General features: G+C 62.9%; 17 protein-coding genes. 5 read left to right on the plus strand and 12 right to left on the minus strand.

Translation table 11 applies throughout. The annotated features are described in order from the left end of the window. Nucleotides 1–26 precede the first annotated feature (26 nt). The 4 genes from MRBLPB4O_RS26575 to MRBLPB4O_RS26590 all read right to left on the minus strand — a co-directional run bounded on the left by MRBLPB4O_RS26575 (nt 27) and on the right by MRBLPB4O_RS26590 (nt 5,315). On the minus strand, nt 27–1,121 hold the full coding sequence (locus MRBLPB4O_RS26575; protein ID WP_041167936.1) for a polyamine ABC transporter substrate-binding protein: 1,095 nt from the start codon (nt 1,119–1,121) through the stop codon (nt 27–29). Between the two features lie 158 nt (nt 1,122–1,279). Continuing rightward, complete coding sequence (locus tag MRBLPB4O_RS26580) at nt 1,280–2,377, minus strand: polyamine ABC transporter substrate-binding protein (protein WP_016502143.1); 1,098 nt, start codon at nt 2,375–2,377, stop codon at nt 1,280–1,282. A 169-nt stretch (nt 2,378–2,546) separates the two neighbouring features. Beyond that, nucleotides 2,547–3,908: an aspartate aminotransferase family protein gene (locus MRBLPB4O_RS26585; RefSeq protein WP_341797063.1), complete on the minus strand. Its 1,362-nt coding sequence runs from the start codon at nt 3,906–3,908 to the stop codon at nt 2,547–2,549. 48 nt (nt 3,909–3,956) lie between these two features. Next, on the minus strand, nt 3,957–5,315 hold the full coding sequence (locus MRBLPB4O_RS26590) for a glutamine synthetase family protein (RefSeq protein WP_016502145.1): 1,359 nt from the start codon (nt 5,313–5,315) through the stop codon (nt 3,957–3,959). 574 nt (nt 5,316–5,889) lie between these two features. Here MRBLPB4O_RS26590 and MRBLPB4O_RS26595 point away from each other — a divergent pair. Continuing rightward, on the plus strand, nt 5,890–7,266 hold the full coding sequence (locus tag MRBLPB4O_RS26595) for a glutamine synthetase family protein (RefSeq protein WP_016502146.1): 1,377 nt from the start codon (nt 5,890–5,892) through the stop codon (nt 7,264–7,266). 88 nt (nt 7,267–7,354) lie between these two features. Here the strand turns inward: MRBLPB4O_RS26595 and argA are convergent, their stop codons facing one another. Together argA and argE are read right to left on the minus strand one after the other, a co-directional pair. Continuing rightward, nucleotides 7,355–8,653 (minus strand): amino-acid N-acetyltransferase, encoded by a 1,299-nt coding sequence (gene argA, locus MRBLPB4O_RS26600; protein WP_016489729.1) that lies wholly within the window; start codon nt 8,651–8,653, stop codon nt 7,355–7,357. A gap of 124 nt (nt 8,654–8,777) precedes the next feature. Beyond that, nucleotides 8,778–9,920: an acetylornithine deacetylase gene (gene argE / locus MRBLPB4O_RS26605; protein WP_341797064.1), complete on the minus strand. Its 1,143-nt coding sequence runs from the start codon at nt 9,918–9,920 to the stop codon at nt 8,778–8,780. A 115-nt stretch (nt 9,921–10,035) separates the two neighbouring features. Here argE and MRBLPB4O_RS26610 point away from each other — a divergent pair, with 115 nt between their 5' ends. Further along, a complete protein-coding gene (locus MRBLPB4O_RS26610; protein WP_341797065.1) occupies nt 10,036–11,403 on the plus strand; it encodes a CYTH domain-containing protein in 1,368 nt (455 codons plus the stop codon). Nucleotides 11,404–11,575: 172 nt separating this feature from the next. Here MRBLPB4O_RS26610 and MRBLPB4O_RS26615 read toward each other — a convergent pair whose 3' ends face one another. After that, the gene (locus MRBLPB4O_RS26615; protein WP_016502150.1) at nt 11,576–12,046 is read right to left on the minus strand and encodes an Lrp/AsnC family transcriptional regulator; all 471 of its coding nucleotides are present in this window, start codon (nt 12,044–12,046) and stop codon (nt 11,576–11,578) included. Between the two features lie 126 nt (nt 12,047–12,172). On the opposite strand from MRBLPB4O_RS26615, the gene MRBLPB4O_RS26620 reads away from it, so the two are divergent. The 3 genes from MRBLPB4O_RS26620 to MRBLPB4O_RS26630 all read left to right on the plus strand — a co-directional run bounded on the left by MRBLPB4O_RS26620 (nt 12,173) and on the right by MRBLPB4O_RS26630 (nt 14,756). Further along, nucleotides 12,173–12,478, plus strand: coding sequence for a hypothetical protein (locus tag MRBLPB4O_RS26620; RefSeq protein WP_341797066.1), 306 nt, complete (start codon nt 12,173–12,175; stop codon nt 12,476–12,478). A gap of 201 nt (nt 12,479–12,679) precedes the next feature. Then, the gene (locus tag MRBLPB4O_RS26625) at nt 12,680–14,353 is read left to right on the plus strand and encodes a GspE/PulE family protein (RefSeq protein WP_341797067.1); all 1,674 of its coding nucleotides are present in this window, start codon (nt 12,680–12,682) and stop codon (nt 14,351–14,353) included. A gap of 88 nt (nt 14,354–14,441) precedes the next feature. Further along, the gene (locus tag MRBLPB4O_RS26630) at nt 14,442–14,756 is read left to right on the plus strand and encodes a DUF2388 domain-containing protein (protein ID WP_016502153.1); all 315 of its coding nucleotides are present in this window, start codon (nt 14,442–14,444) and stop codon (nt 14,754–14,756) included. A gap of 30 nt (nt 14,757–14,786) precedes the next feature. Here the strand turns inward: MRBLPB4O_RS26630 and gcvP are convergent, their stop codons facing one another. The 5 genes from gcvP to MRBLPB4O_RS26655 form a co-directional block, all read right to left on the minus strand. Next, nucleotides 14,787–17,660 carry an aminomethyl-transferring glycine dehydrogenase gene (gene gcvP / locus MRBLPB4O_RS26635; RefSeq protein WP_341797068.1) on the minus strand — a complete coding sequence of 958 codons (2,874 nt, stop codon included), beginning with the start codon at nt 17,658–17,660 and terminating at the stop codon, nt 14,787–14,789. Nucleotides 17,661–17,855: 195 nt separating this feature from the next. Then, nucleotides 17,856–18,239, minus strand: coding sequence for a glycine cleavage system protein GcvH (gene gcvH, locus MRBLPB4O_RS26640; RefSeq protein ID WP_341797069.1), 384 nt, complete (start codon nt 18,237–18,239; stop codon nt 17,856–17,858). 51 nt (nt 18,240–18,290) lie between these two features. Continuing rightward, nucleotides 18,291–19,373 carry a glycine cleavage system aminomethyltransferase GcvT gene (gene gcvT, locus MRBLPB4O_RS26645; protein ID WP_049278298.1) on the minus strand — a complete coding sequence of 361 codons (1,083 nt, stop codon included), beginning with the start codon at nt 19,371–19,373 and terminating at the stop codon, nt 18,291–18,293. Nucleotides 19,374–19,496: 123 nt separating this feature from the next. Continuing rightward, a complete protein-coding gene (locus tag MRBLPB4O_RS26650; RefSeq protein ID WP_341797070.1) occupies nt 19,497–21,119 on the minus strand; it encodes an iron ABC transporter permease in 1,623 nt (540 codons plus the stop codon). A 163-nt stretch (nt 21,120–21,282) separates the two neighbouring features. Then, on the minus strand, nt 21,283–22,284 hold the full coding sequence (locus tag MRBLPB4O_RS26655) for an extracellular solute-binding protein (protein ID WP_341797071.1): 1,002 nt from the start codon (nt 22,282–22,284) through the stop codon (nt 21,283–21,285). Between the last annotated feature and the right edge of the window lie 24 nt (nt 22,285–22,308).

The raw sequence follows: 22,308 nt of genomic DNA on the forward strand, positions 1-22,308 counted from the left end.
CCTGCTTGGGCGGCGGGCCTGGATTGTTACTTGCCCGACTTGACCTTGGTCCAGCTACGGGTCATCAAGCGTTGCACCTTGGGCGGCAACTCTGAATTCACGAACATCTTGTCCAGCACTTCCTGCGGTGGGTAAACCGCAGCGTCAGTCCTCACGGCCTGGTCCATCAGGTCGCCAGCCTTGGGGTTCGGGTTGGCGTAACCGACGTAATCACTGACCTGGGCGATAACCTCAGGTTTCAGCAAATAGTTGATGAAGGCGTGGGCCTCTTTGACGTTCTTGGCGTCGGCGGGGATCGCCAGCACGTCGAACCAGAGGTTGCCGCCTTCCTTGGGAATGGCGTAGGCCAGGTTCACGCCCTTCTTCGCTTCTTCAGCGCGGGCCTTGGCCTGGAAGATATCGCCCGAGAAGCCTGCCGCGACGCAGATGTCGCCGTTGGCCAGGTCGGTGATGTACTTGGACGAGTGGAAGTAGGTCACGTACGGGCGCACGGCCAGCAGCTTCTGCTCGGCTTTTGCATAGTCCTTGGGGTCGGTGCTGTTGGGGTTGAGGCCCATGTAGTTGAGCACCGCCGGCAGCATTTCGTCCGCCGAGTCGAGGAAGGCCACGCCGCACTTGGAGAGTTTCTTCATGTTCTCGGGTTCGAACAGCACGGCCCAGGAGTCGATGGTGTCCACGCCCAGCGCGGCCTTCACCTTGTCGACGTTGTAACCGATGCCGTTGGTGCCCCACAGGTAAGGCACGGCGTACTGGTTGCCTGGGTCGTTCTTTTCCAGGCGTTTCATCAACGCCGGGTCCAGGTTGGCATAATTGGGCAGCAGGCTCTTGTCGAGCTTCTGGAACGCGCCCGCCTTGATCTGCTTGCCGAGGAAATGGTTGGACGGCACTACCACGTCATAGCCGGTGTTACCGGCCAGCAGCTTGCCTTCCAGGGTTTCGTTGGAGTCGAACACGTCCTGCACGGGCTTGATGCCCGTTGCTTTCTCGAAGTCCGCGAGTGTGGTCGGGCCGATATAGTCGGACCAGTTGTAAAAGTGCACCGTAGGCGCCGCTTGGACGCTGCATGCCAGCGTCAGGCCCGCACCGGCCATCAAGGCCTTGCGGAATACAGAAATAGACAAGTGGGTGCTCCTCACAATCAGTGCCTGGGTCGCGACAATGCTGCCGCACACGCAAAACCGGCGCGCAACTTACCTTCGCAGCTTCGATGCCGCAATCAACAATTGCCTTTCACTGGCTCTGGGCCGGTAAAGCCCGGCCCAGAGGTGTCGCATCGGGCTTATTTGCCCGATTTGATCTTGGTCCAGCTGCGGGTGATCACACGCTGCACAGAAGCGTCAGGCGCAGCGATTGCGTACAGCTGCTTCTTCACTTCGGCAGGCGGGTAAATGCTCGGGTCACCGCTGATGTCTTTATCCACCAGCGCAGTAGCAGCCTGGTTGCCGTTCGGGAAGCGCACGGCGTTGGTGATCTCGGCCATGATTTCCGGCTGCAGCAGGAAGTTCATGAACTGGTAGGCCTCATCCTTGTGCTCGGCATCTTTCGGGATGGCGACCATGTCGTAGAAAGTACCGGCGCCTTCTTTCGGAATGACGTAGTCCACTTTGACCTTGTCTCCGGCTTCGTGGGCACGGGCCTTGGACTGCTCCAGGTCACCCGAGTAACCGACGGCTACACAGATGTTGCCGTTGGCCATGTCGCCGATGTACTTGGAGGAGTGGAAATAGGTGATCGAAGGACGAATCTTGAGGAACAGGTCCTCGGCGGCCTTCAGGTCTTCTTTCTTGGTGCTGTCGCTCGGCAGGCCCAGGTAGTGCAGCGCGGCCGGGATCATTTCGGTCGGTGCATCCAGGAAGCTCACACCGCAGCTTTTGAGCTTGGCAATGTTCTCAGGCTTGAACACGACGTCCCACGAGTCGATCTTGTCCACGCCCAGCGCGGCCTTGACCTTCTCCGGGTTGTAGCCGATGCCGATCGAGCCCCACATGTACGGGAAGGCGTGCTTGTTGTCCTTGTCGCTGGCATCGCCAACGGCTTTGAGCAGGTCCGGATCGAGGTTTTTCCAGTTAGCCAGCTTGGAACGGTCCAGTTCCTCGTAAACCCCCGCCTTGATCTGCTTGGCCAGGAAGTTGTTGGACGGCACCACGATGTCGTAGCCCGACTTGCCTGCCAGCAGCTTGGCTTCGAGGGTTTCGTTGCTGTCGAATACGTCGTACTTGACCTTGATACCGGTCTGCTTCTCGAACTTGGCGATGGTGTCCGGCGCGATGTAGTCCGACCAGTTGTAGACGTTCAACACCTTGTCGTCAGCCTGTGCAGCAGTAGCCATGGCCCCCATCAGGGCTGCAGCCAGCAACGTCTTGCCCATTTTATTCATGCGTCATGCTCCAGAATTTTTATTTAGCCATCTGTTCAGCAGCCAGGACCTACGGTGCAGAGCGCGCGGCGACTGAATCAGTCGCTAGTCTGGCAAGTTACGAGGCTCTGTTTCAAGGAAAGCAGAGCCTTGTAACGACTTAATGTCACATCGCTAGCCTAGCAAATGCCTACCGAATCGCCTCAAGGGTCAAGTCGAGGCATTTGCGTGCCTTTTCCACGAGTTCGTCGATTTCCGCATGGCTGATGACCAGCGGCGGCGCGATGATCATGGTGTCACCCACCGCACGCATGATCAGGCCGTTTTCGAAGCAGAAGGTGCGGCAGATCATGCCCACGCCCTTGCCCTCGTAACGGCTGCGGGTGGCCTTGTCTTTCACCAGTTCGATCGCGCCAAGCATGCCAAGGCCGCGCACTTCCCCCACCAACGGGTGGTCCTGCAGCTCACGCAAACGCTTTTGCAAATACGGTGCCGCTTCAGTACGCGCCTTCTCGACAATTTTCTCGTCGCGCAGGATGCGCAGGTTTTCCAGGCCCACCGCGGCCGCTACCGGGTGGCCCGAATAGGTGAAGCCGTGGTTGAAGTCACCGCCTTCGCTGATCACCTTGGCCACTTTGTCACGCACGATCACACCGCCCATGGGGATGTAACCGGAGGTCAGGCCCTTGGCGATGGTCATCAGGTCGGGCTTGAGGTCGTAGTAGTCAGAGCCGAACCACTCGCCGGTACGGCCGAAACCACAGATGACTTCGTCGGCAACGAACAGGATGTCGTACTTGGCGAGAATCTCCTTCACCTTCGGCCAGTAGGTTTCTGGCGGGATGATCACGCCGCCTGCACCCTGGATAGGCTCGGCAATGAAGGCGGCGACGTTGTCTTCGCCGACTTCGAGGATTTTCTTCTCCAGCTGTTCGGCCGCCCAGATACCGAACGCATCCGGGGTCATGTCACCGCCTTCGCCGAACCAGTACGGCTGCGGGATGTGCACGATGCCCGGGATCGGCAAGCCGCCCTGCTCGTGCATGCCGCTCATGCCGCCCAGGCAAGCACCAGCAAAGGTGGAGCCGTGGTAGCCGTTGATACGTCCGATGATGGTCTGCTTGTGCGGCTTGCCCTTCAACGCCCAGTAGTGGCGCACCATACGCAGCACGGTGTCGTTGCCTTCGGAGCCGGAGCCGGTGAAGAACACATGGGTCATGCCCTCGGGCGCCACATCGGTAATGGCCTTGGCCAGTTCCAGTGCAGGCGGGTGGGCCGTCTGGAAGAACAGGTTGTAGTACGGCAGCTCGCGCATCTGCTTTTCTGCTGCCTGCACCAGCTCTTCACGGCCGTAACCGACCGCCACGCACCACAGGCCCGCCATGCCATCGAGGATCTTGTGCCCCTCGCTGTCCCACAAATGCACCCCCCGGGCCTTGGTGATGATGCGCGGCCCCTTCTCCTTCAGCTGCTTGTAGTCACTGAAAGGTGCGAGATGGTGCTCCCCGCTCAGGGTTTGCCATTCACGGGTTTGCGGGTTGTTGGTGCTCATGTGCTTCTCCGTTGTTCGACAGCCGCGCTCCAGCGGCCCCAGGGTTTATCAGACAGCGAACAGCAGGAACTCTCGCTCCCAGGAACTGATGACACGCTTGAAGTTTTCGTGTTCGGCGCGCTTGGTTGCGACGTAGCCGGTGATGAACTTCTTGCCCAGGTACTGCACCAGCGCACGGCTGTTTTCCATGCGCTCCAGGGCGTCTTCGATGGTCAGCGGCAAGCGCAGGTTGCGGCGTTCGTAGCCACGGCCCTGTACCGGCGCGCTGGCCTGAATGCCTTCGACCATGCCGATGTAGCCACACAGCAGGCTGGCAGCAATGGCCAGGTATGGGTTGGCGTCGGCGCCCGGCAGGCGGTTCTCGACCCGGCGGCTTTGCGGGCCGGCATCCGGTACGCGCAGGCCGACAGTGCGGTTTTCTTCGCCCCACTCCACGTTCACCGGCGCCGAAGTGTCGGGCAGGAAGCGGCGGAACGAGTTGACGTTGGGGGCGAACAGCGGCAGCGCCTCGGGGATGAACTTCTGCAGGCCACCGATGTGGTGGAGGAACAGCTCGCTCATGCTGCCGTCTTCATTGCTGAAGATGTTCTTGCCGGTGGCCACGTCGACCACGCTCTGGTGCAGGTGCATGGCACTGCCCGGCTCGCCGGTCATCGGCTTGGCCATGAAGGTGGCAGCCACGTTGTGCTTGAGCGCCGCCTCGCGCATGGTGCGCTTGAACACCAGGATCTGGTCGGCCAGGTGCAGGGCGTCGCCGTGACGGAAGTTGATTTCCATCTGCGCCGTGCCGTCTTCGTGGATCAGCGTGTCCAGGTCCAGCTGCTGCAGTTCGCACCAGTCGTAGACGTCTTCGAACAGCGGGTCGAATTCGTTGGCGGCTTCGATCGAGAACGACTGGCGGCCGGTTTCCGGGCGGCCCGAACGGCCTACCGGAGGCTGTAACGGGAAGTCCGGGTCTTCGCTGCGCTTGGTCAGGTAGAACTCCATCTCAGGCGCGACAATCGGCTGCCAGCCCTTGTCGGCGTAGAGCTTGAGGACTTTCTTCAAGACGTTGCGTGGCGACAGTTCGACCGGGTTGCCCTTCTTGTCGTAGGTGTCGTGGATCACCTGCGCAGTCGGCTCGATGGCCCACGGTACAAGGAACACGGCATTCTCGTCGGGGCGGCAGATCATGTCGATGTCGGCCGGGTCGAGCAGTTCGTAATAGATGTCGTCGTCGACGTAGTCGCCGGTCACGGTCTGCAGCAGCACGCTCTCGGGCAGGCGCATGCCTTTTTCGGCGATGAATTTGTTGGTGGGCGAAATCTTGCCGCGCGTGATGCCGGTCAGGTCACTGATCATGCATTCGACTTCGGTGATCTTGTGCTCTTTCAACCAATCGGTGAGCTGGTCGAGGTTGTTACTCATAAATACCTCAGGAGGTAAGGTGGGCCGCGCATTGATTCTGGATGGAGTAGATTGCTAAAGCAAAAACCCCCGCGCAGCGCCGCAGTGGATACACTGAAAACAAGTGTGTCCGTAATGAGTTCGAAGGGCAGGAAGACGAAGCGAAGGGCGGCAAGCCGCTACGAGGGCGGGCCCGAAAACGCCAAACGTCAATTATTGCGGCCAGGGCGACCACGCCATCGACGAAGCTTGCAAAAACGACAGAAGTACCCGTTGGCACTGCGCAGGCAGTGCTTTCAGGTCGCGGCAAGCGGACCATGTGACCCTCGTATTATTGTGTTCTGGGTTGTGACCGAGCTTAGCCTTGTTCATTTTTTTACACAACACCCGCGTAAAAAATAAAAGACGGTACGCTTGAGATAGCCCTTCACACGAGAAATAGCGGATAATGGCACGCCCCGATTTGCAGCAAATCTGCCGTAGATGTGCCATTTCAGGGCATCATGGGGTTGGCTTGACATCAGTATGGCTTTTCGATTGACTGGTCCTGCAAGCCCCCCTTGATTGATATTTTTAACAACAAAGGTGTTGCATCATGTCGGTACCCCCGCGTGCCGTTCAGCTTAACGAAGCGAACGCGTTCCTTAAGGAACATCCTGAGGTTCTCTACGTTGACCTTCTGATTGCAGATATGAATGGTGTGGTGCGTGGCAAGCGCATTGAGCGCACCAGCCTCCACAAGGTTTACGAGAAAGGCATCAACCTGCCGGCCTCCCTCTTCGCCCTGGACATCAACGGTTCCACCGTCGAAAGCACCGGGCTTGGCCTGGACATCGGCGATGCTGACCGCATCTGCTACCCGATCCCCGACACGCTCTGTAATGAGCCGTGGCAAAAGCGCCCCACTGCCCAACTGCTGATGACCATGCACGAGATCGAAGGCGAGCCGTTCTTCGCCGACCCTCGTGAAGTGCTGCGTCAGGTAGTGAGCAAGTTCGACGAACTGGGCCTTACCATCTGCGCTGCATTCGAGCTGGAGTTCTACCTGATCGACCAGGAGAACGTGAACGGCCGCCCACAGCCGCCGCGCTCGCCAATTTCAGGTAAACGCCCGCAGTCGACCCAGGTGTACCTGATCGACGACCTCGACGAATATGCCGACTGCCTGCAGGACATCCTTGAAGGCGCGAAAGAACAAGGCATCCCGGCCGACGCCATCGTCAAGGAAAGCGCCCCGGCGCAGTTCGAAGTCAACCTGCACCACGTGCCCGACCCGCTCAAGGCCTGTGACTACGCAGTACTGCTCAAGCGGTTGATCAAGAACATCGCCTACGACCATGAAATGGATACCACCTTCATGGCCAAGCCCTACCCGGGCCAGGCAGGCAACGGCCTGCATGTACACATTTCCGTGCTGGACAAAGATGGCCACAACATCTTCACCAGCGAGGATCCCGAGCAGAACGCCGCGCTACGTCACGCTGTCGGCGGTGTGCTCGAGACCCTGCCCGCGTCCATGGCGTTCCTTTGCCCGAACGTCAACTCGTACCGCCGCTTTGGCGCGCAGTTCTATGTACCGAACGCGCCAAGCTGGGGCCTGGACAACCGCACCGTAGCGCTGCGTGTGCCAACAGGCTCTGCCGATGCCGTGCGCCTCGAGCACCGGGTAGCCGGCGCCGATGCCAACCCGTACCTGATGATGGCGGCCGTGCTGGCTGGCGTGCACCATGGCCTGACCAACAAGATCGAGCCGGGCAAGCCGATCGAAGGCAACTCGTACGAACAGCTGGAGCAGAGCCTGCCGAACAACCTGCGCGATGCCCTGCGCGAGCTGGACGACAGCGAGATCCTCAACAAGTACATCGATCCGAAGTACATCGACATCTTTGTCGCGTGCAAGGAAAGCGAGCTGGAGGAGTTCGAGCACTCGATCTCCGACCTCGAGTACAACTGGTACCTGCACACCGTGTAAACAAAACGCCGCCCACAAGGGCGGCGTTTTTGCTTGAGACCGGTGTCGCCTGCTTCGCGGGCGAGCCCGCGAAGAGGCCGGCACAGGCTTACAGGGGCTTCTCGAAAATCTTGGAGTTGCGCTGGTAGTTGTACAGCGATGCCCGCGCCGATGGCAGGCGCTCCACGCCGCTGGGTGCAAAACCGCGCTCACGGAACCAGTGCGCAGTACGCGTCGTCAGCACAAACAGGGTATTCAAACCCATCTGTCGCGCCCGGCTCTCGATGCGCTCCAGCAATTCATCCCCGCGCCCGCCGTGGCGGTATTCCGGGTTCACCGCCAGGCACGCCAACTCCCCTGCTTCGGATTCGGCAATCGGGTACAGCGCCGCACAGGCGATGATCATGCCCTCGCGCTCCACCACGCTGAACTGCTCGATCTCCCGCTCCAGCACTTCACGCGAGCGGCGCACCAGGATGCCCTGTTCTTCCAGCGGGCTGATCAGCTCCAGCAAGCCGCCTACATCCTCGATGGTCGCCTCACGCACCACTTCGAACTGCTCCTGCGACACCAGCGTACCGCCACCACCACGGGTGAACAGCTCGGTCAGCAGCGCGCCGTCCTCGGCATAACTGACAATGTGGCTGCGTGCCACGCCGCCCTTGCAGGCCTCGGCGGCGGCGTCCAGCAGTTCACCCTGGTAGTCGCTGCCCAGGCGCTGCAGGTGCGGGGCAACCTGCTGCGGCCGCAGTTCCCGCACCAGCTTGCCGTCTGCGTCCAGCAGGCCCGGCTCGGCGCCGAACAGCAGCAACTTGTCGGCCCCCAGCTCAATGGCGGCACGGGTGGCCACGTCTTCGCAGGCCAGGTTGAAGATTTCCCCGGTGGGCGAGTAGCCCAGCGGCGATAGCAGCACGATGGAGCGCTCGTCGAGCAGGCGGCTGATGCCCTTGCGGTCGACCCGGCGCACTTCACCGGTGTGGTGGTAGTCCACCCCTTCAAGCACGCCGATCGGCCGCGCGGTGACCAGGTTGCCGGACGCCACCCGCAGGCGCGAGCCCTGCATCGGCGAAGCGGCGATGTCCATCGACAGGCGCGCCTCGATGGCCAGGCGCAGGGCGCCAACGGCATCGATCACGCAGTCCAGGGTGGCGGCATCGGTGATACGCAGGCCATGGTGGTAGTGCGGGGTCAGCCCGCGCTCGGCCAATCGGCTTTCGATCTGCGGGCGCGAGCCATGCACCAGCACCAGGCGCACGCCAAGGCTGTGCAGCAACACCAGGTCGTGGACGATGTTGCCGAAATTAGGGTGTTCCACCCCATCGCCGGGGAGCATGACCACGAAGGTGCAGTCGCGATGGGCATTGATGTACGGGGAGGCATGACGCAGCCAGTTGACGTAGTCGGGCATGACAGGGCCTGTGGATAAGTGGACGGAGAACGGCGATACAAGGGGCGTTCAAGATCATCGTCGGAACAGGCTTGCGGTCACGCGCGGTCTCCTCTAGGCAGGAACGAATCAACTCGATTGACGTTTAGTGCAGGCAATAGTGCCGGATCAGGTCACGCAATAGACGCACGGTAGGCTCGATTCGTGACATTTCAAGGTATTCGCCGGGCTGGTGGGCACAGGCGATGTCGCCAGGGCCCAGCACGATGGTCTGGCAGCCCAGCTGCTGAAGATAAGGCGCTTCGGTGCCAAACGCCACCGCTTCGGCGCGATGGCCGGTCAGGCGTTCCGCCACTTGCACCAGCTCGGTATCGGCAGCCTGCTCGAACGGCGGCACCTCCGGGAACAGTGGCGCGTAGTCGATGCGCACTTCATGGCGCTCGGCCACGGGCACCAGCTTCTCCCGAATGGCTGCGCGCAGTTGCTCCACATCCATGCCCGGCAACGGCCGCAGGTCGAATTCAAGCGCACACTGGCCGCAGATGCGGTTGGGGTTGTCGCCGCCGTGGATGCAGCCAAAGTTCATGGTCGGGGTCGGCACGGTGAACTGTGGGTTGCGATAGGTGTGCTGCCATTGCTGGCGCAAGCCCATCAGCTCGGCCATCACCGTGTGCATGGCCTCCAGGGCGCTGCGGCCCAGGCTTGGGTCCGACGAATGGCCGCTGCGCCCGAGGATGTCGATGCGGTCCATGAGAATGCCCTTGTGCATGCGGATTGGCCGCAGCCCGGTAGGCTCGCCGATGACCGCAGCACGGCCCAGCGGCTGGCCGGCCTCGGCCAGGGCGCGGGCACCGGACATGGAGCTTTCTTCGTCGCAGGTGGCGAGGATCAGCAGTGGCTGCTTGAAGTCGTGCTCCAACAGCGGGATGACGGCTTCGATGACCAAGGCGAAAAAGCCCTTCATGTCGCAGCTGCCCAAGCCGACCCAGCGCCCATCGACCTCGGTCAGCTTCAACGGGTCGCTGGCCCACAGCTGTTCGTCATAGGGGACGGTGTCGCTGTGCCCGGCCAGCACCAGGCCACCCGGGCCGCTGCCACGGCTGGCCAGCAGGTTGAACTTGCCTGCAGTGACCTGCTGGATGTCGCATGTAAACCCCAGGTCGCCCAGCCACCCCGCCAGCAGGTCGATGACCTGGCGGTTGGACTGGTCCAGCGCGGGCTGGGTGCAACTGACCGAAGGCGCGGCGATCAAGGCGGCAAACTGGTCTTTCAGCGTCGGCAACGGCATGCACATACTCCTCGGAAGCGTTGCCCATCATAGGACTATCCGCCGTCTGGAATAAACCGTTGGCGGCTGACTGCTGTAGACTCTCCGCCAACCACGCCCCTCTTTCGAGTCTGTGATGCACAAAGAAACCGAACTGAAGCTCCGCGCCAGCCGCGAGACCCTTGCCGCCCTGCGCGAGCACCCTCTGCTGAAAAAGCGCAACAAGTCCGGCTGGCAGACCCGTGAACTGCTCAACCAGTACTTCGACACCCCCGAGCGTGAGCTGGCCGCTGCCCGTGTCGCCCTGCGCCTGCGCCGCGATGGCGATGCCGTCATCCAGACCCTCAAGTGCCGCGGCACCAGCGTGGCCGGCCTGTCCGAGCGCAACGAGTACGAATGGAACCTGGACAAGGTCAAGCTCGACCTGAAGAAGCTGGACGCCACCTGCTGGCCCGAGCAACTGGCAGGCCTGGACAAGAAAACCATCAAGCCGCTGTTCACCACCGACTTCAGCCGTGAATACGCCGAAATCGCCTGGGGCCGTGGCAAGAGCAAAGTAGTGATCGAGGCCGCGCTGGACCAGGGCTTCGTGATTGCCGGCAAGCGTAAGGAAGAGATCTGCGAGCTGGAACTGGAACTGCGCGAAGGTGACCCGCAAGCGCTGTTGGAGCTGGCCGCCGAGCTGGCCGCCAGCCTGCCGCTGATGCCCTGCGACATCAGCAAGGCCGAGCGTGGCTACCGCCTGCTGGAGCCGGACAGCTACGAGCTGGGCCTGCCGCACACCGAGCTGGAAGCCGAAATGGCCCTGGACGACGCCTACGCCGCATTGGCCTGGCAACTGCTGGGCAGCAGCCAGCGCCTGGCCGAGCAGTACCGCCACAACGGCCACTGGCGCCTGCTGCAGGACTGGGTCGAGTGCCTGAGCGAATTGCGCGCACTCACCGCCAGCCTGGGCCAAGCCGCGCCGCGTGCCAGCACCCGTGACCTGCGCAGCAGCCTCGATGCCCTGCTGGAAGACTGGCGCCCGCTGGTGCAGGCCGGCAACGACGACGAGGACATCCGCCGCGCCGCGCCCGAGCAGTTTGCCGAAGAGCTGGAAGACGTGCGCTGGGGCCAGTTCTCGCTGGAAACCTCGCGCTGGCTGCTGGCCCGTACCTGGACCGTGGAGCGCAAGGGCCGTGGCGAACGCCAGGGCAAGGCGCAGCTGGCCAGCTGGCTGACACACCTGCTGGGCGAAGAAGGCCGTGCGTTGAAGCTGCCGCTGTACACCCAGCGCCCAGAGGACCTGGCCGAGCAGCTGCCACGTATCGAGCAACTGCTGGGCTGGCTGCACCACGCCCGTCAGGTGCTGGAAGCGCCGCAGATGGACCGCCTGTATGGCGACCTGAAGAAGCTGCACGAGCTGGCCGAACTGCCGATCAGCGATGAAGTGCTGGAAGCGCGTATCGAACAGGCCCGGGCGGTAGACCAGAGCCGCGGCTGGAAGCACCTGCTCAAGGCTTGATACCACATCGCCTTTTTCGCAGCACAAGGCTTACAGGTGGACGCAATCCCTGTAGGAGCAGCCTTGTGCTGCGAAGAGGCCCGTTTTGCCACAGATTTTTTTATGTCAGACCGGCCCCTTCGCAGCACAAGGCTGCTCCTACAGTTACCGCATCTGCCTTGTAATGTGTGTCCTACCGCGAAAGTGGCAGGCTGGTAGTGGACTTGATCTCGGACAGCGCCACAATGGAGTTCACTTCCTGAATGCCCGGCACGTTCGACAGCTTTTCGAAGAAGAACCGCTCGTAGGCCTCGATGTCCGACGTGACGATGCGCAGCAGAAAGTCCACCGCCCCCATCAGCACATAACACTCCAGTACCTCCGGAAACCCGCGGATCGCCTCGGTGAATTCGGTAAAGTTGGAGCGCCCGTGAGCATTGAGCTTTACTTCGGCGAAAATCTGCGTGTTCAGGCCGACCTTCTTGCGGTCCAGCAAGGTCACCTGCCCGCGAATCACCCCCTCTTCCTTCAAGCGTTGTATGCGCCGCCAGCACGGCGATTGCGACAGCCCTACGCGTTCGGCGACCTGCGCGCTGGACAGCGAAGCATCCTCTTGCAGCAGTTCGAGAATGCGGCGGTCGTAGGCGTCCAGCTCGCTATGCATTGTTCAATCTCCTGAGCGGCGTTATTTGAATTGATCAATTCATCAATACAGCGAAATGATCAGATCATAGCGAAAAAATGCCGCCACTGACGTGCAAGAATTTCTCCCACATTTGCGGAGACCAGCATGAACGCACAACCCCGTACCGACGCCTGGGCCGCCAGCACCGCCCACAGCACCGTGCACTACCGCCTGCAGGCCGACGCCGAGCCCGACAGCCTGTGCCGCGTGCTCAACCTGTTTGCCCTGCAGTTCCTGACCCCGCACAGCGTGCACGTCAGCCAGCATGAAGACTGGCTGGATATCGAAGTCGGCATTGGCGGCCTGAGCTGGCACCGGGCCGAGGTGATTGCGCAGAAACTGCGTAACCTGGTGTGTGTGGGTGAAGTGAGCCTGACAAACATGCACCGGGTGGAGCTGGCGGTTGTATGAATATTTGCGGCCCTATCGCCGGCAAGCCAGCTCCCACAGGATCACCACAGGTTCGAACATTGTGCAGTACCTGTGGGAGCTGGCGTGCCGGCGATGGGGTCGGTACAGAAATAGCAAATTCCTGAAACCCTTCACCTCCGATGCTCTTCCGCTGCCCGGCTAGCCTTGATCAGCACTCCCCATCAGGCACGGACGCCAACCATGCACACCACCGACAACCTGGAACTCGACCTGAAGCACGTGCTACAGGCCCTGCTCGCCGACCAGTACCTGCACGCCACCGACATCCTGCAAGTGCTCGAACACGCCGCCACCCACCCCACTGGCCACCCGCTGGAACAAATCGCCGCCTGCTGCCTGGAAGACCGCCGGCAACCTGGCCGACTGCTGGAGCTGGACCACCTTTGCCAATGGCTGGCCAACAAGGTCGGCCAGCCCTACCTGCGTATCGACCCCATGCAACTCGACCTGCCCCAGGTCGCCGGCCTGGTATCTCCTGCTTTCGCCCAGCGCCACGGTATCCTCATCGTCGCCGACGACCCCTCCGGCATCACCGTGGCCAGCGCCCAGCCCTACCAGGACGACTGGCAGGCTGACCTGGCCCGCAGCCTGGGTCGGCCGATCCGCCGCGTGCTGGCCAACCCGTTGCAGATCCGCCAGTCAGGGCAGTCGTTTCACCGCCTGGCCCAGTCGGTAAAGGGCGCGCAGCACCAGCAATCGACCAGCCTGGGCGAACTCGAACAGTGGCTGGAGCTAGGCAAGCGCCAGGCCGAGGCCAGCGCCGACGACGCGCACATCGTGCATATCGTCGACTGGCTGCTGCAGTACGCCATTGATCAGCGCGCCAGCGATATCCACCTGGAACCCCGACGCGCACAGGGCCAGTTGCGCTACCGCATCGATGGCCTGCTGCACACCGTGTATGCCTTCCCCGCCGGGGTCACCCTGGCGCTGGTCAGCCGCCTGAAACACCTGGGCCGCCTGGACGTTGCAGAAAAGCGCCGCCCGCAGGACGGCCGCCTGCAAAGCCGGCTACCAGGTGGCGGCGAAGTGGAGCTAAGGCTGTCGACCCTGCCGACCCCGTTCGGCGAAAAGCTGGTACTGCGCCTGTTCGACCCGCACCAACTGCACGAGGGCTTCGAGCGCCTCGGTCTAGAGGGGCCACAACTGGCCCAGTGGCAAGGCCTGCTGCGCCAGCGCCAAGGAATCATCCTGGTCACCGGCCCCACCGGTTCCGGCAAGACCAGCACGCTGTACGCCAGCCTCAAGCTGCTGGCCACGCCGCAGGTCAACCTGTGCACCATCGAAGACCCTATCGAGCGCCTGGAGCCGGCCTTCAACCAGCTGCAGGTACAGCCCGCGCTAGACCTGGGTTTTGCCAGCGCCGTGCGGGCCATGCTGCGCCAGGACCCGGACATCATCATGATCGGCGAGATCCGCGACCGCGAAACGGCGCTGGTGGCGGTGCAGGCGGCCCTGACCGGGCACCTCGTACTGTCGACCCTGCATACCAACGACGCCTGCGCTGCAATCACCCGCCTGCAAGAGCTGGGTGTGGCCGACTACCTGATCAAGGCCACGCTGGTCGGGGTCATGGCCCAGCGACTGGTGCGTACTGTGTGCCCAGACTGTGTGGCGAATCCATCAGCCAGTTGCCCGACCTGCCGTGGCACCGGTTTTCATGGGCGTACGGGCCTGTTCGAGCTGCTGCAGCCCAGCGAAAGCCTGCGTGCATTGATTGGCCCGAACGCCGACCTGACCCATTTGCGGCGCCAGGCGCTTGACGATGGCCTGGTTGACCTGCGCCGTTGCGGCGAGGCCAAAGTGGCTTGCGGGCAGACCCGAGCGGAGGAAGTGCTGCGCGTCTGCAGCTGACGAAAAGTCCTTTGTATTCAAGGAACTTGCCTTGCCCGGAAAGATCCAATCGCGCATCTTCAACCCTCACCCTTCGAGGTGTTTCAACATGCGTCTCAAAACCGCCATCGCTGCCGCTGCCTTGCTTTCGCTGCCCATTGGCTCGGCCATGGCCGATACCTTCTGGCGTAACGTGATGACTTCCGGTGCAACCACGGCATCGAGCTACCTGACCTCGCGAGATCACAAACTGGTTGTGGCCGCGCAGGATGACGCTAGCAGCTTCGTCGCCAGCGAAGGCGCGATCCGCGGGCCGTTCCTGGAAGCGGCCATGCGCCAGGCGCGGGCAGAGCACCCAGGGATGCAGGCTTCCGACATGGAGCTGGCCAATGCCATCCTGGCCAAGAATGCGGTAGCCGAGTAATTCCTTGGGGCCGCTTTGCGGCCCCTGTTCTCAGCGATATGCCTCCACCGGAACACACGCACAGAACAGATTCCTGTCCCCATACACGTTGTCCACCCGGTTCACCGCCGGCCAGTACTTGTGCTGGCGCACGTGAGCACTGGGCGCCACCCCCTGCTCCAGGCTATACGGTCTGTCCCACACCCCCAGTACATCAGCCAGGGTATGCGGCGCGTGCTTGAGCGGGTTGTTCTCCGCTGGCCAGTTGCCTTCCTGCACCTCGCCAATCTCTGCACGAATCGCCAGCATCGCCTCGACGAACCGATCCAGCTCGGCTTTCGACTCACTTTCGGTTGGCTCTACCATCAGCGTACCCGGCACCGGGAACGACATGGTCGGGGCGTGGAAGCCATAGTCCATCAGGCGCTTGGCTACGTCCTCCTCGCTGATGCCAGTCAGTGCCTTCAACGGCCGCAGGTCGAGGATGCATTCATGCGCCACCCGCTGGTTGCGCCCGCGGTAGAGCACCGGGAAGGCGCCGCCCAGCTGGCTGGCCAGGTAGTTGGCCGAAAGGATCGCCACCTCGCTGGCATCGGCCAACTGCGGCCCCATCATGGCAATGTACATCCAGCTGATCGGCAAGATGCTTGCGCTACCCCAGGGCGCAGCGCTGACCGCGCTGTTGTTCGGGTCCAGGCCGGGCACCGGTACCACCGGGTGGCTGGCTACAAACGGCGTGAGGTGCGCGCGGATACCGATCGGCCCCATGCCGGGGCCACCCCCGCCGTGGGGAATGCAGAAAGTCTTGTGCAGGTTCATGTGCGAGACATCGGCACCAATGTCGGCCGGACGCGTCAGGCCCACCTGGGCATTGAGGTTGGCGCCATCCATGTACACCTGGCCGCCGTGCTGATGGACCACTTCGCAAATTTCGCGAATACCCTCTTCGTACACCCCGTGGGTGGACGGGTACGTGACCATCAGGCATGACAGGCGCTCCCCGGCCGCGTGGGCCTTGGCCTTGAGGTCGGCCAGGTCGACGTTGCCGTGCTCGTCGCAATCCACGATCACCACCTCCATGCCCGCCATTTGCGCCGACGCCGGGTTGGTGCCGTGCGCCGACGACGGAATCAGGCACAGCGTGCGCTGTGGCTGGTGGCGGCTGCGATGGTAGCGAGTAATGGCCATCAGGCCTGCGTACTCGCCCTGGGCACCGGAGTTGGGCTGCATGCAGATGGCGTCGAAGCCAGTAATCGCGCACAGCCAGCGTTCGAGTTCATCGATCATCGCCTTGTAACCTGTGGCCTGGGCCGCCGGGGCAAAGGGGTGCATCCGGGCAAAGCCGGGCCAGGTGATGGGGATCATCTCACTGGTGGCGTTGAGCTTCATGGTGCACGAGCCCAGCGGGATCATCGACTGGTTCAGGGCCAGGTCCTTGTTCTCCAACTGCTTGAGGTAGCGCAGCATCTCGGTTTCGCTGTGGTGCAGGTTGAACACCGGGTGAGCGAGAAACCGCGTGCGCCGCACCAGGCCAGCAGGAATGCCTTCGGGCAGGGCCAACTGATCGAGGGCAGCGATCTGCAGGCCGTGGTCCACACCGAGAAAGATGTCGAGCAGGCGCAACACCGTGTGCTCGTTACAGGTTTCGTCCAGGCTCACGCCCAGGTGCCCCCGGCCAAGAATGCGCAAGTTGATGTGCGCGGCTTCAGCGCTTTCGATAATGGCCGCCTGGGCACCGCCTACATCCAGGGTGAGGGTGTCGAAGAAATGCTGGTTGAGCCGCTGGATGCCTTTGGCTTCCAGCCCAGCCGCCAGGATGAAGGTCAGCCGGTGCACGCGCTGGGCGATGCGCTGCAGGCCTTCAGGGCCGTGATACACCGCGTAGAAGCCGGCAATGTTGGCCAACAACACCTGGGCCGTGCAGATGTTGGAGTTGGCCTTCTCGCGGCGGATATGCTGCTCGCGGGTTTGCAGGGCCATGCGCAGCGCCGTGTTGCCACGGGCATCGCGGGACACGCCAATGATGCGCCCCGGCATGGCACGCTTGTAGTCGTCGCGGCAGGCGAAGTAGGCCGCGTGGGGGCCACCGTAGCCCATCGGCACGCCGAAGCGCTGGGTCGAGCCCAGCACCACATCGGCGCCCAGCTCGCCGGGGGGCGCCAGCACCACCAGGCTGAGCAGGTCGGCAGCCACGCAGGCCAGCGCCTGCTGGCTGTGCAGATGGTCGATCAGCGGGCGCAGGTCGCGCACCTCGCCGTGGGTGTCGGGGTACTGCAGCAACGCGCCGAAAACCGCGTGTTTGCCAAGGTTATCCACAGCGTCGACGATCAGTTCGAAGCCAAAGCCCTCGGCGCGGGTCTTCAGCACCGACAGTGTCTGCGGGTGGCAGTGTTGGTCGGCAAAGAAGGCGTTGCTCTTGTTGCGCGCCATCCGCTTGGCCAAGGCCATGGCCTCGGCGGCGGCGGTGGCTTCATCGAGCAGCGAGGCATTGGCCAGCGCCAGCCCGGTGAGGTCGATGACCATTTGCTGGAAGTTCAGCAACGCCTCCAGCCGGCCTTGGGCGATTTCGGGTTGATACGGCGTATAGGCGGTGTACCAGCCGGGGTTTTCCAGCACGTTACGCAGGATGACCGTGGGGGTGATGGTGCCGTGGTAGCCCATGCCGATGAGGCTGGTCCAGACCTGGTTCTGCTCGGCGTATCCGGCGAGCTTGGCCAGGGCGGCCTGTTCGTCCAGCGCCGCTGGCAGGTCGAGGGGGCGATTGAGGCGGATGTCTGGCGGTACGGTCTGCTCGATCAGCTCGTTGCGGCTGGCAACACCCAACACGTTGAGCATGGCCTGCTGCTCTGCGGCATCGGGGCCCAGGTGGCGACGCAGGAAAGGGTTGAGCTCTTGCAGTTGATGCAGGGATGGCGACTGGGACATGACGACGCTCTCTTCCTAGACCAGGTCTCATGGAGACTTACAAGTCTAGGAAGGGATTGCAGATTCTGCGGGGAAACTTGCTTGGTCAGTACCGGCCTCTTCGCGGGCATGCCCGCTCCCACAGGTTGATCAAAGGCCAGCGGCGGGCGCTATCCCTGTGGGAGCGGGCGCGCCCGCGAAGCAGGCGACGCGGTCTTACTCGCCGATAGCGGCCTTGTAGCCAGCAGCATCCAGCAGCTTGTCCAGCTCGGCCGGGTTGCTTGGCTTCAGTTTGAAGATCCACGCGCCGTAAGGTTCTTCGTTGAGCTGCTCCGGGCTGTCGGCCAGCTCTTCGTTGACTGCGATCACTTCGCCACCGATAGGGGCGTAGATGTCCGAAGCGGCCTTGACCGACTCCACCACACCTGCAGCGTCGCCAGCGCCAAACACTTTGCCGACTTCAGCCAGCTCGACGAACACCACATCACCCAAGGCTTCCTGGGCGTGATCGCTGATACCCACGGTCACACTGCCGTCGGCTTCCAGGCGAGCCCACTCATGGCTTTCGGCAAAACGCAGTTCGGCGGGGATATTGCTCATGTCTTGAATTCCTCGATTGGCTCAGCGGTACGCCCGCCGGTTATAAATTGTTCAGATCAGAATCTTGCCGTGGCGCACGAAGGTCGGTTTGACCACCCGCACCGGGTACCATTTGCCGCGGATTTCCACCTCGGCCCGGTCGCCGGTGGCCATGGGTACGCGCGCAAGGGCAATGGACTTGCTCAGCGTAGGTGAGAAACTACCACTGGTGATCTCCCCTTCGCCAATCCCTGCCACACGCACCACCTGGTGGGCACGCAGCACGCCGCGCTCTTCCAGTACCAGGCCGACCAGTTTTTCCTGCACACCCTGTTCGATTTCCGCCAGCAGGCCGGCGCGGCCGATGAAGTCGCGCTCGGCTGGCTCCCAGGCGATGCTCCAGCCGAGGTTGGACGTCAGCGGGGTGTGGGCTTCGTCGATATCCTGGCCGTACAGGTTCATGCCGGCTTCCAGGCGCAGGGTGTCGCGGGCGCCGAGGCCACTGGGGGCGATGCCGGCGCCGACCAGGTCGTTGAAGAATGCCACCGCCTGATCGCCCGGGAAGATGATCTCCAGGCCGTCTTCACCGGTATACCCGGTGCGGGCAATAAACCAGTCGCCCTCGGCAACGCCTTCGAACGGGCGCAGTTCGCGAATCAGTGCTGCGCGCGTGGGGCTGAGCAGGGCTGCCACCTTTTCGCGGGCACGCGGGCCCTGGATGGCGAGAATGGCAAGATCGGGGCGGACCTGGAAGTCCACGGCAAAACCGGCCCGCTGCTGTTGCAGCCAATCGAGCACTCTGGCCCGGGTGGCGGCGTTGGTGACCAGGCGGTAGCCGTTTTCCGTGCGATAGACGATCAAGTCGTCGATCACCCCGCCCTCCTCATGGAGCAGCGGGCTGTATAGCGCCTTGCCGGTTTCTTCGAGGCGGGCCACGTCGTTGGCCAACAAACGCTGCAGCCAGGCAGTTGCGTCGCTGCCATCGACATCGACCACGGTCATGTGGGACACATCGAAAACCCCGCAATCGCTGCGCACCTGGTGGTGCTCCTCGACCTGCGAGCCATAGTGCAGGGGCATGTCCCAGCCACCGAAATCGACCGTTTTGGCGCCAAGCGCCAGGTGCAGGTCATACAAAAGCGTGCGCTGTCCCATGGGTTTCTCCTTCCGGGCGTGGCGAAGCGGCGGCGGTCGATGACGTTTGATCGTCAGCTCTTCTTGTAGGACCCACCACGCGAATGCCGCGCATTGTAGCCGCAAGGACGCAGGCTGGCACCCTCAGTGACTGTAACCGGGTCGATGTGCCGAACGGCGGATCAGGCCGATGACCGGCAGCAAACCCACCAGCACCAGCGTCAATGCGGGCAGCGAGGCACGTGCCCATTCGCCCTCGCTGGTCATCTCGAACACCCGTACCGCCAAGGTGTCCCAGCCGAACGGTCGCATCAGCAAGGTGGCCGGCATCTCCTTGAGCACATCGACGAACACCAGCAGGGCGGCGCTGAGGGCACCGGGCACCAGAAGCGGCAGATACACCTTGAAAAATAATCTTGGCCCACTCACGCCCAGGCTACGGGAAGCCTCGGGCAGTGACGGGCGGATACGCTCCAGGCTGCTTTCCAGCGGCCCGTAGGCCACGGCGATGAAACGCACCAGATAGGCCAACAGCAAGGCCGCAAGGCTGCCCAGCAGCAGCGGCTTGCCTGCCCCGCCCAACCAGCTGGACAGCGGGATGACCAAGTGGTTATCGAGGTAACTGAAGGCCAGCATGATCGACACTGCCAGCACCGAGCCGGGCAAGGCATAGCCGAGATTGGCCAGGCCGACCCCGGCGCGGATACCCCCCGTCGGCGCCTGCCGCCGGGCAAAGGCCAGCAACAGCGCCACGCTCACCGTGACCAGTGCCGCCATGCTGCCCAGGTACAAGGTGTGCAACACCAGACCGACATAGCGCTCGTCCAGGTCATGCCGGCCGCGTTGCCAGAGCCACGCCAGCAGCTGCAGCAGCGGGATGACGAAGGCGCAAGCAAACACCAGCAGGCACCAGCCACTGGCCAGCAACGCCTTCACACCACGCAGGTGGTACAACGCCTGCACCCGCGGTCGCTCGTTGCCGCTGCGGCTGGCACCCCGGGCACGGCGCTCGCCGTACAGCACCAGCATCACCGCCAGCAGCAACAGGCTGGCCAGCTGGGCGGCGCTGGACAGGCTGAAGAAGCCGTACCAGGTCTTGTAGATGGCGGTGGTGAAGGTGTCGAAATTGAACACGGCCACCGCGCCGAAGTCGGCCAGGGTTTCCATCAAGGCCAGGGCAATGCCGGCACCGATCGCCGGCCGCGCCATGGGCAGGGCCACGCGCCAGAACGCTTGCAGGGGCGATAGCCCGAGTACGCGCGCCGCTTCCATCAGGCCTTTGCCCTGGGCCAGGAAGGCCGTGCGCGCCAGCAGATAGACGTAGGGGTAGAACACCAGCACCAGCACGATGATCACCCCGCCGGTGGAGCGCACCCGCGGCAGGCGCATCGGCCCGAACACCTCACGCAGGGCGCTTTGCACCGGGCCGGCGAAGTCCAGCAGGCCGACGAAGACAAACGCCAGCACATAGGCAGGGATGGCGAACGGCAGCATCAGCGCCCAGTCCAGCCAGCGCCGGCCTGGGAACTCGCAGAGGCTGGTGAGCCAGGCGAGGCTCACGCCTAGCACGGTGACGCCGATACCTACGCCCACCACAAGCGTCAGGGTATTGCCCAACAGGCGGCTCATCTGGGTGTCGAGCAGGTGCGACCAGATCTGCGTATCGATCGACTGCCAGGACAGCAGCAGGACGCTCAGGGGCAGCAGCACCAGGGCGGCGATCAGGGAGACCGGGAGGTACCAGCGGCGTTGGGGGGTGTGGGGCAAGTTCTATGTCTCTGTGGCTGATGTGCGACCGCTTTGCGGTCGTTCGCGGGCATGCCCGCTCCCACAAGGGGCCGCACAACCCTCAAAGGCAGTGCAAAACCTATGGGAGCGGGCATGCCCGCGAAGAGGCCCTTGCAGGCCCCGGAAGGATACGGCCTGGCGCTTAGTTGTAGCCAGCGCGATCCATCAAGCGGATGGCTTCGGCCTGGCGCTTGCCGGCAATTTCCACCGGAATGCTGTCAGCCTTGAAGCTGCCCCACGCCGCCACTTCCTCGGAAGGCTTCACCTTCGGGTTGGCCGGGAACTCCTGGTTGATGTCGGCGAACAGCTTCTGCGCTTCTTCGCCCGTCATCCATTCCACCAGCTTTTTCGCCGCTTCCGGGTGTGGCGCGTGCTTGGTCAGGCCAATACCCGACAGGTTGACGTGCACGCCACGGTCTCCCTGGTTGGGCCAGAAGATCTTCACCGGCAGGTTCGGGTTCTGCTTGTGCAGGCGGCCGTAGTAGTAAGTGTTGACCACGCCCACGTCGCACTGGCCGGCCTCGATGGCCTGGATCACCGCGTTGTCGTCGGAGAACACGTCGGTGGACAGGTTGTTGACCCAGCCTTTGACGATCTGCTCGGTCTTCGCCTCGCCATGGGTCTCGATCAGCGTCGCGGTGAGCGACTGGTTGTACACCTTCTTGGCCGTGCGCAGGCACAGGCGGCCTTCCCACTGTTTGTCGGCCAAGGCTTCGTAGGTGCTCAACTCCTCGGGTTTGACCCGCTCGGTGGAGTAGATGATGGTGCGGGCGCGCAGGCTAAGGCCGGTCCAGTCATGGGACGAGGCGCGGTACTGCGGCGGAATGTTGTTGTCGATGATGTCGGACTTGATCGGCTGCAGGATGCCCATCTGCTCGGCTTGCCACAGGTTGCCGGCATCGACGGTCAACAGCAGGTCGGCCACGCCGTTGTCGCCCTCGGCCTTGATGCGTTGCATCAGCGGGGCTTCCTTGTCGGTGATGAACTTGATCTTGACCCCGGTCTTGGCGGTATAGGCATCGAACACCGGCTTGATCAGCTCGTCGATGCGCGAGGAGTACACCACCACTTCGTCCGCCGCTTGGGCAGTGCCGCCGAACAGGGTCAGGGCCAGGGCGGCCAGTAGGGGCTTGCGTGGCAACATGGGAAGCACTCCTCGGATCGTATG

Origin of the sequence: Pseudomonas sp. LPB4.O (genome assembly GCF_038383825.1) — a bacterium.
Lineage (GTDB): Bacteria > Pseudomonadota > Gammaproteobacteria > Pseudomonadales > Pseudomonadaceae > Aquipseudomonas > Aquipseudomonas putida.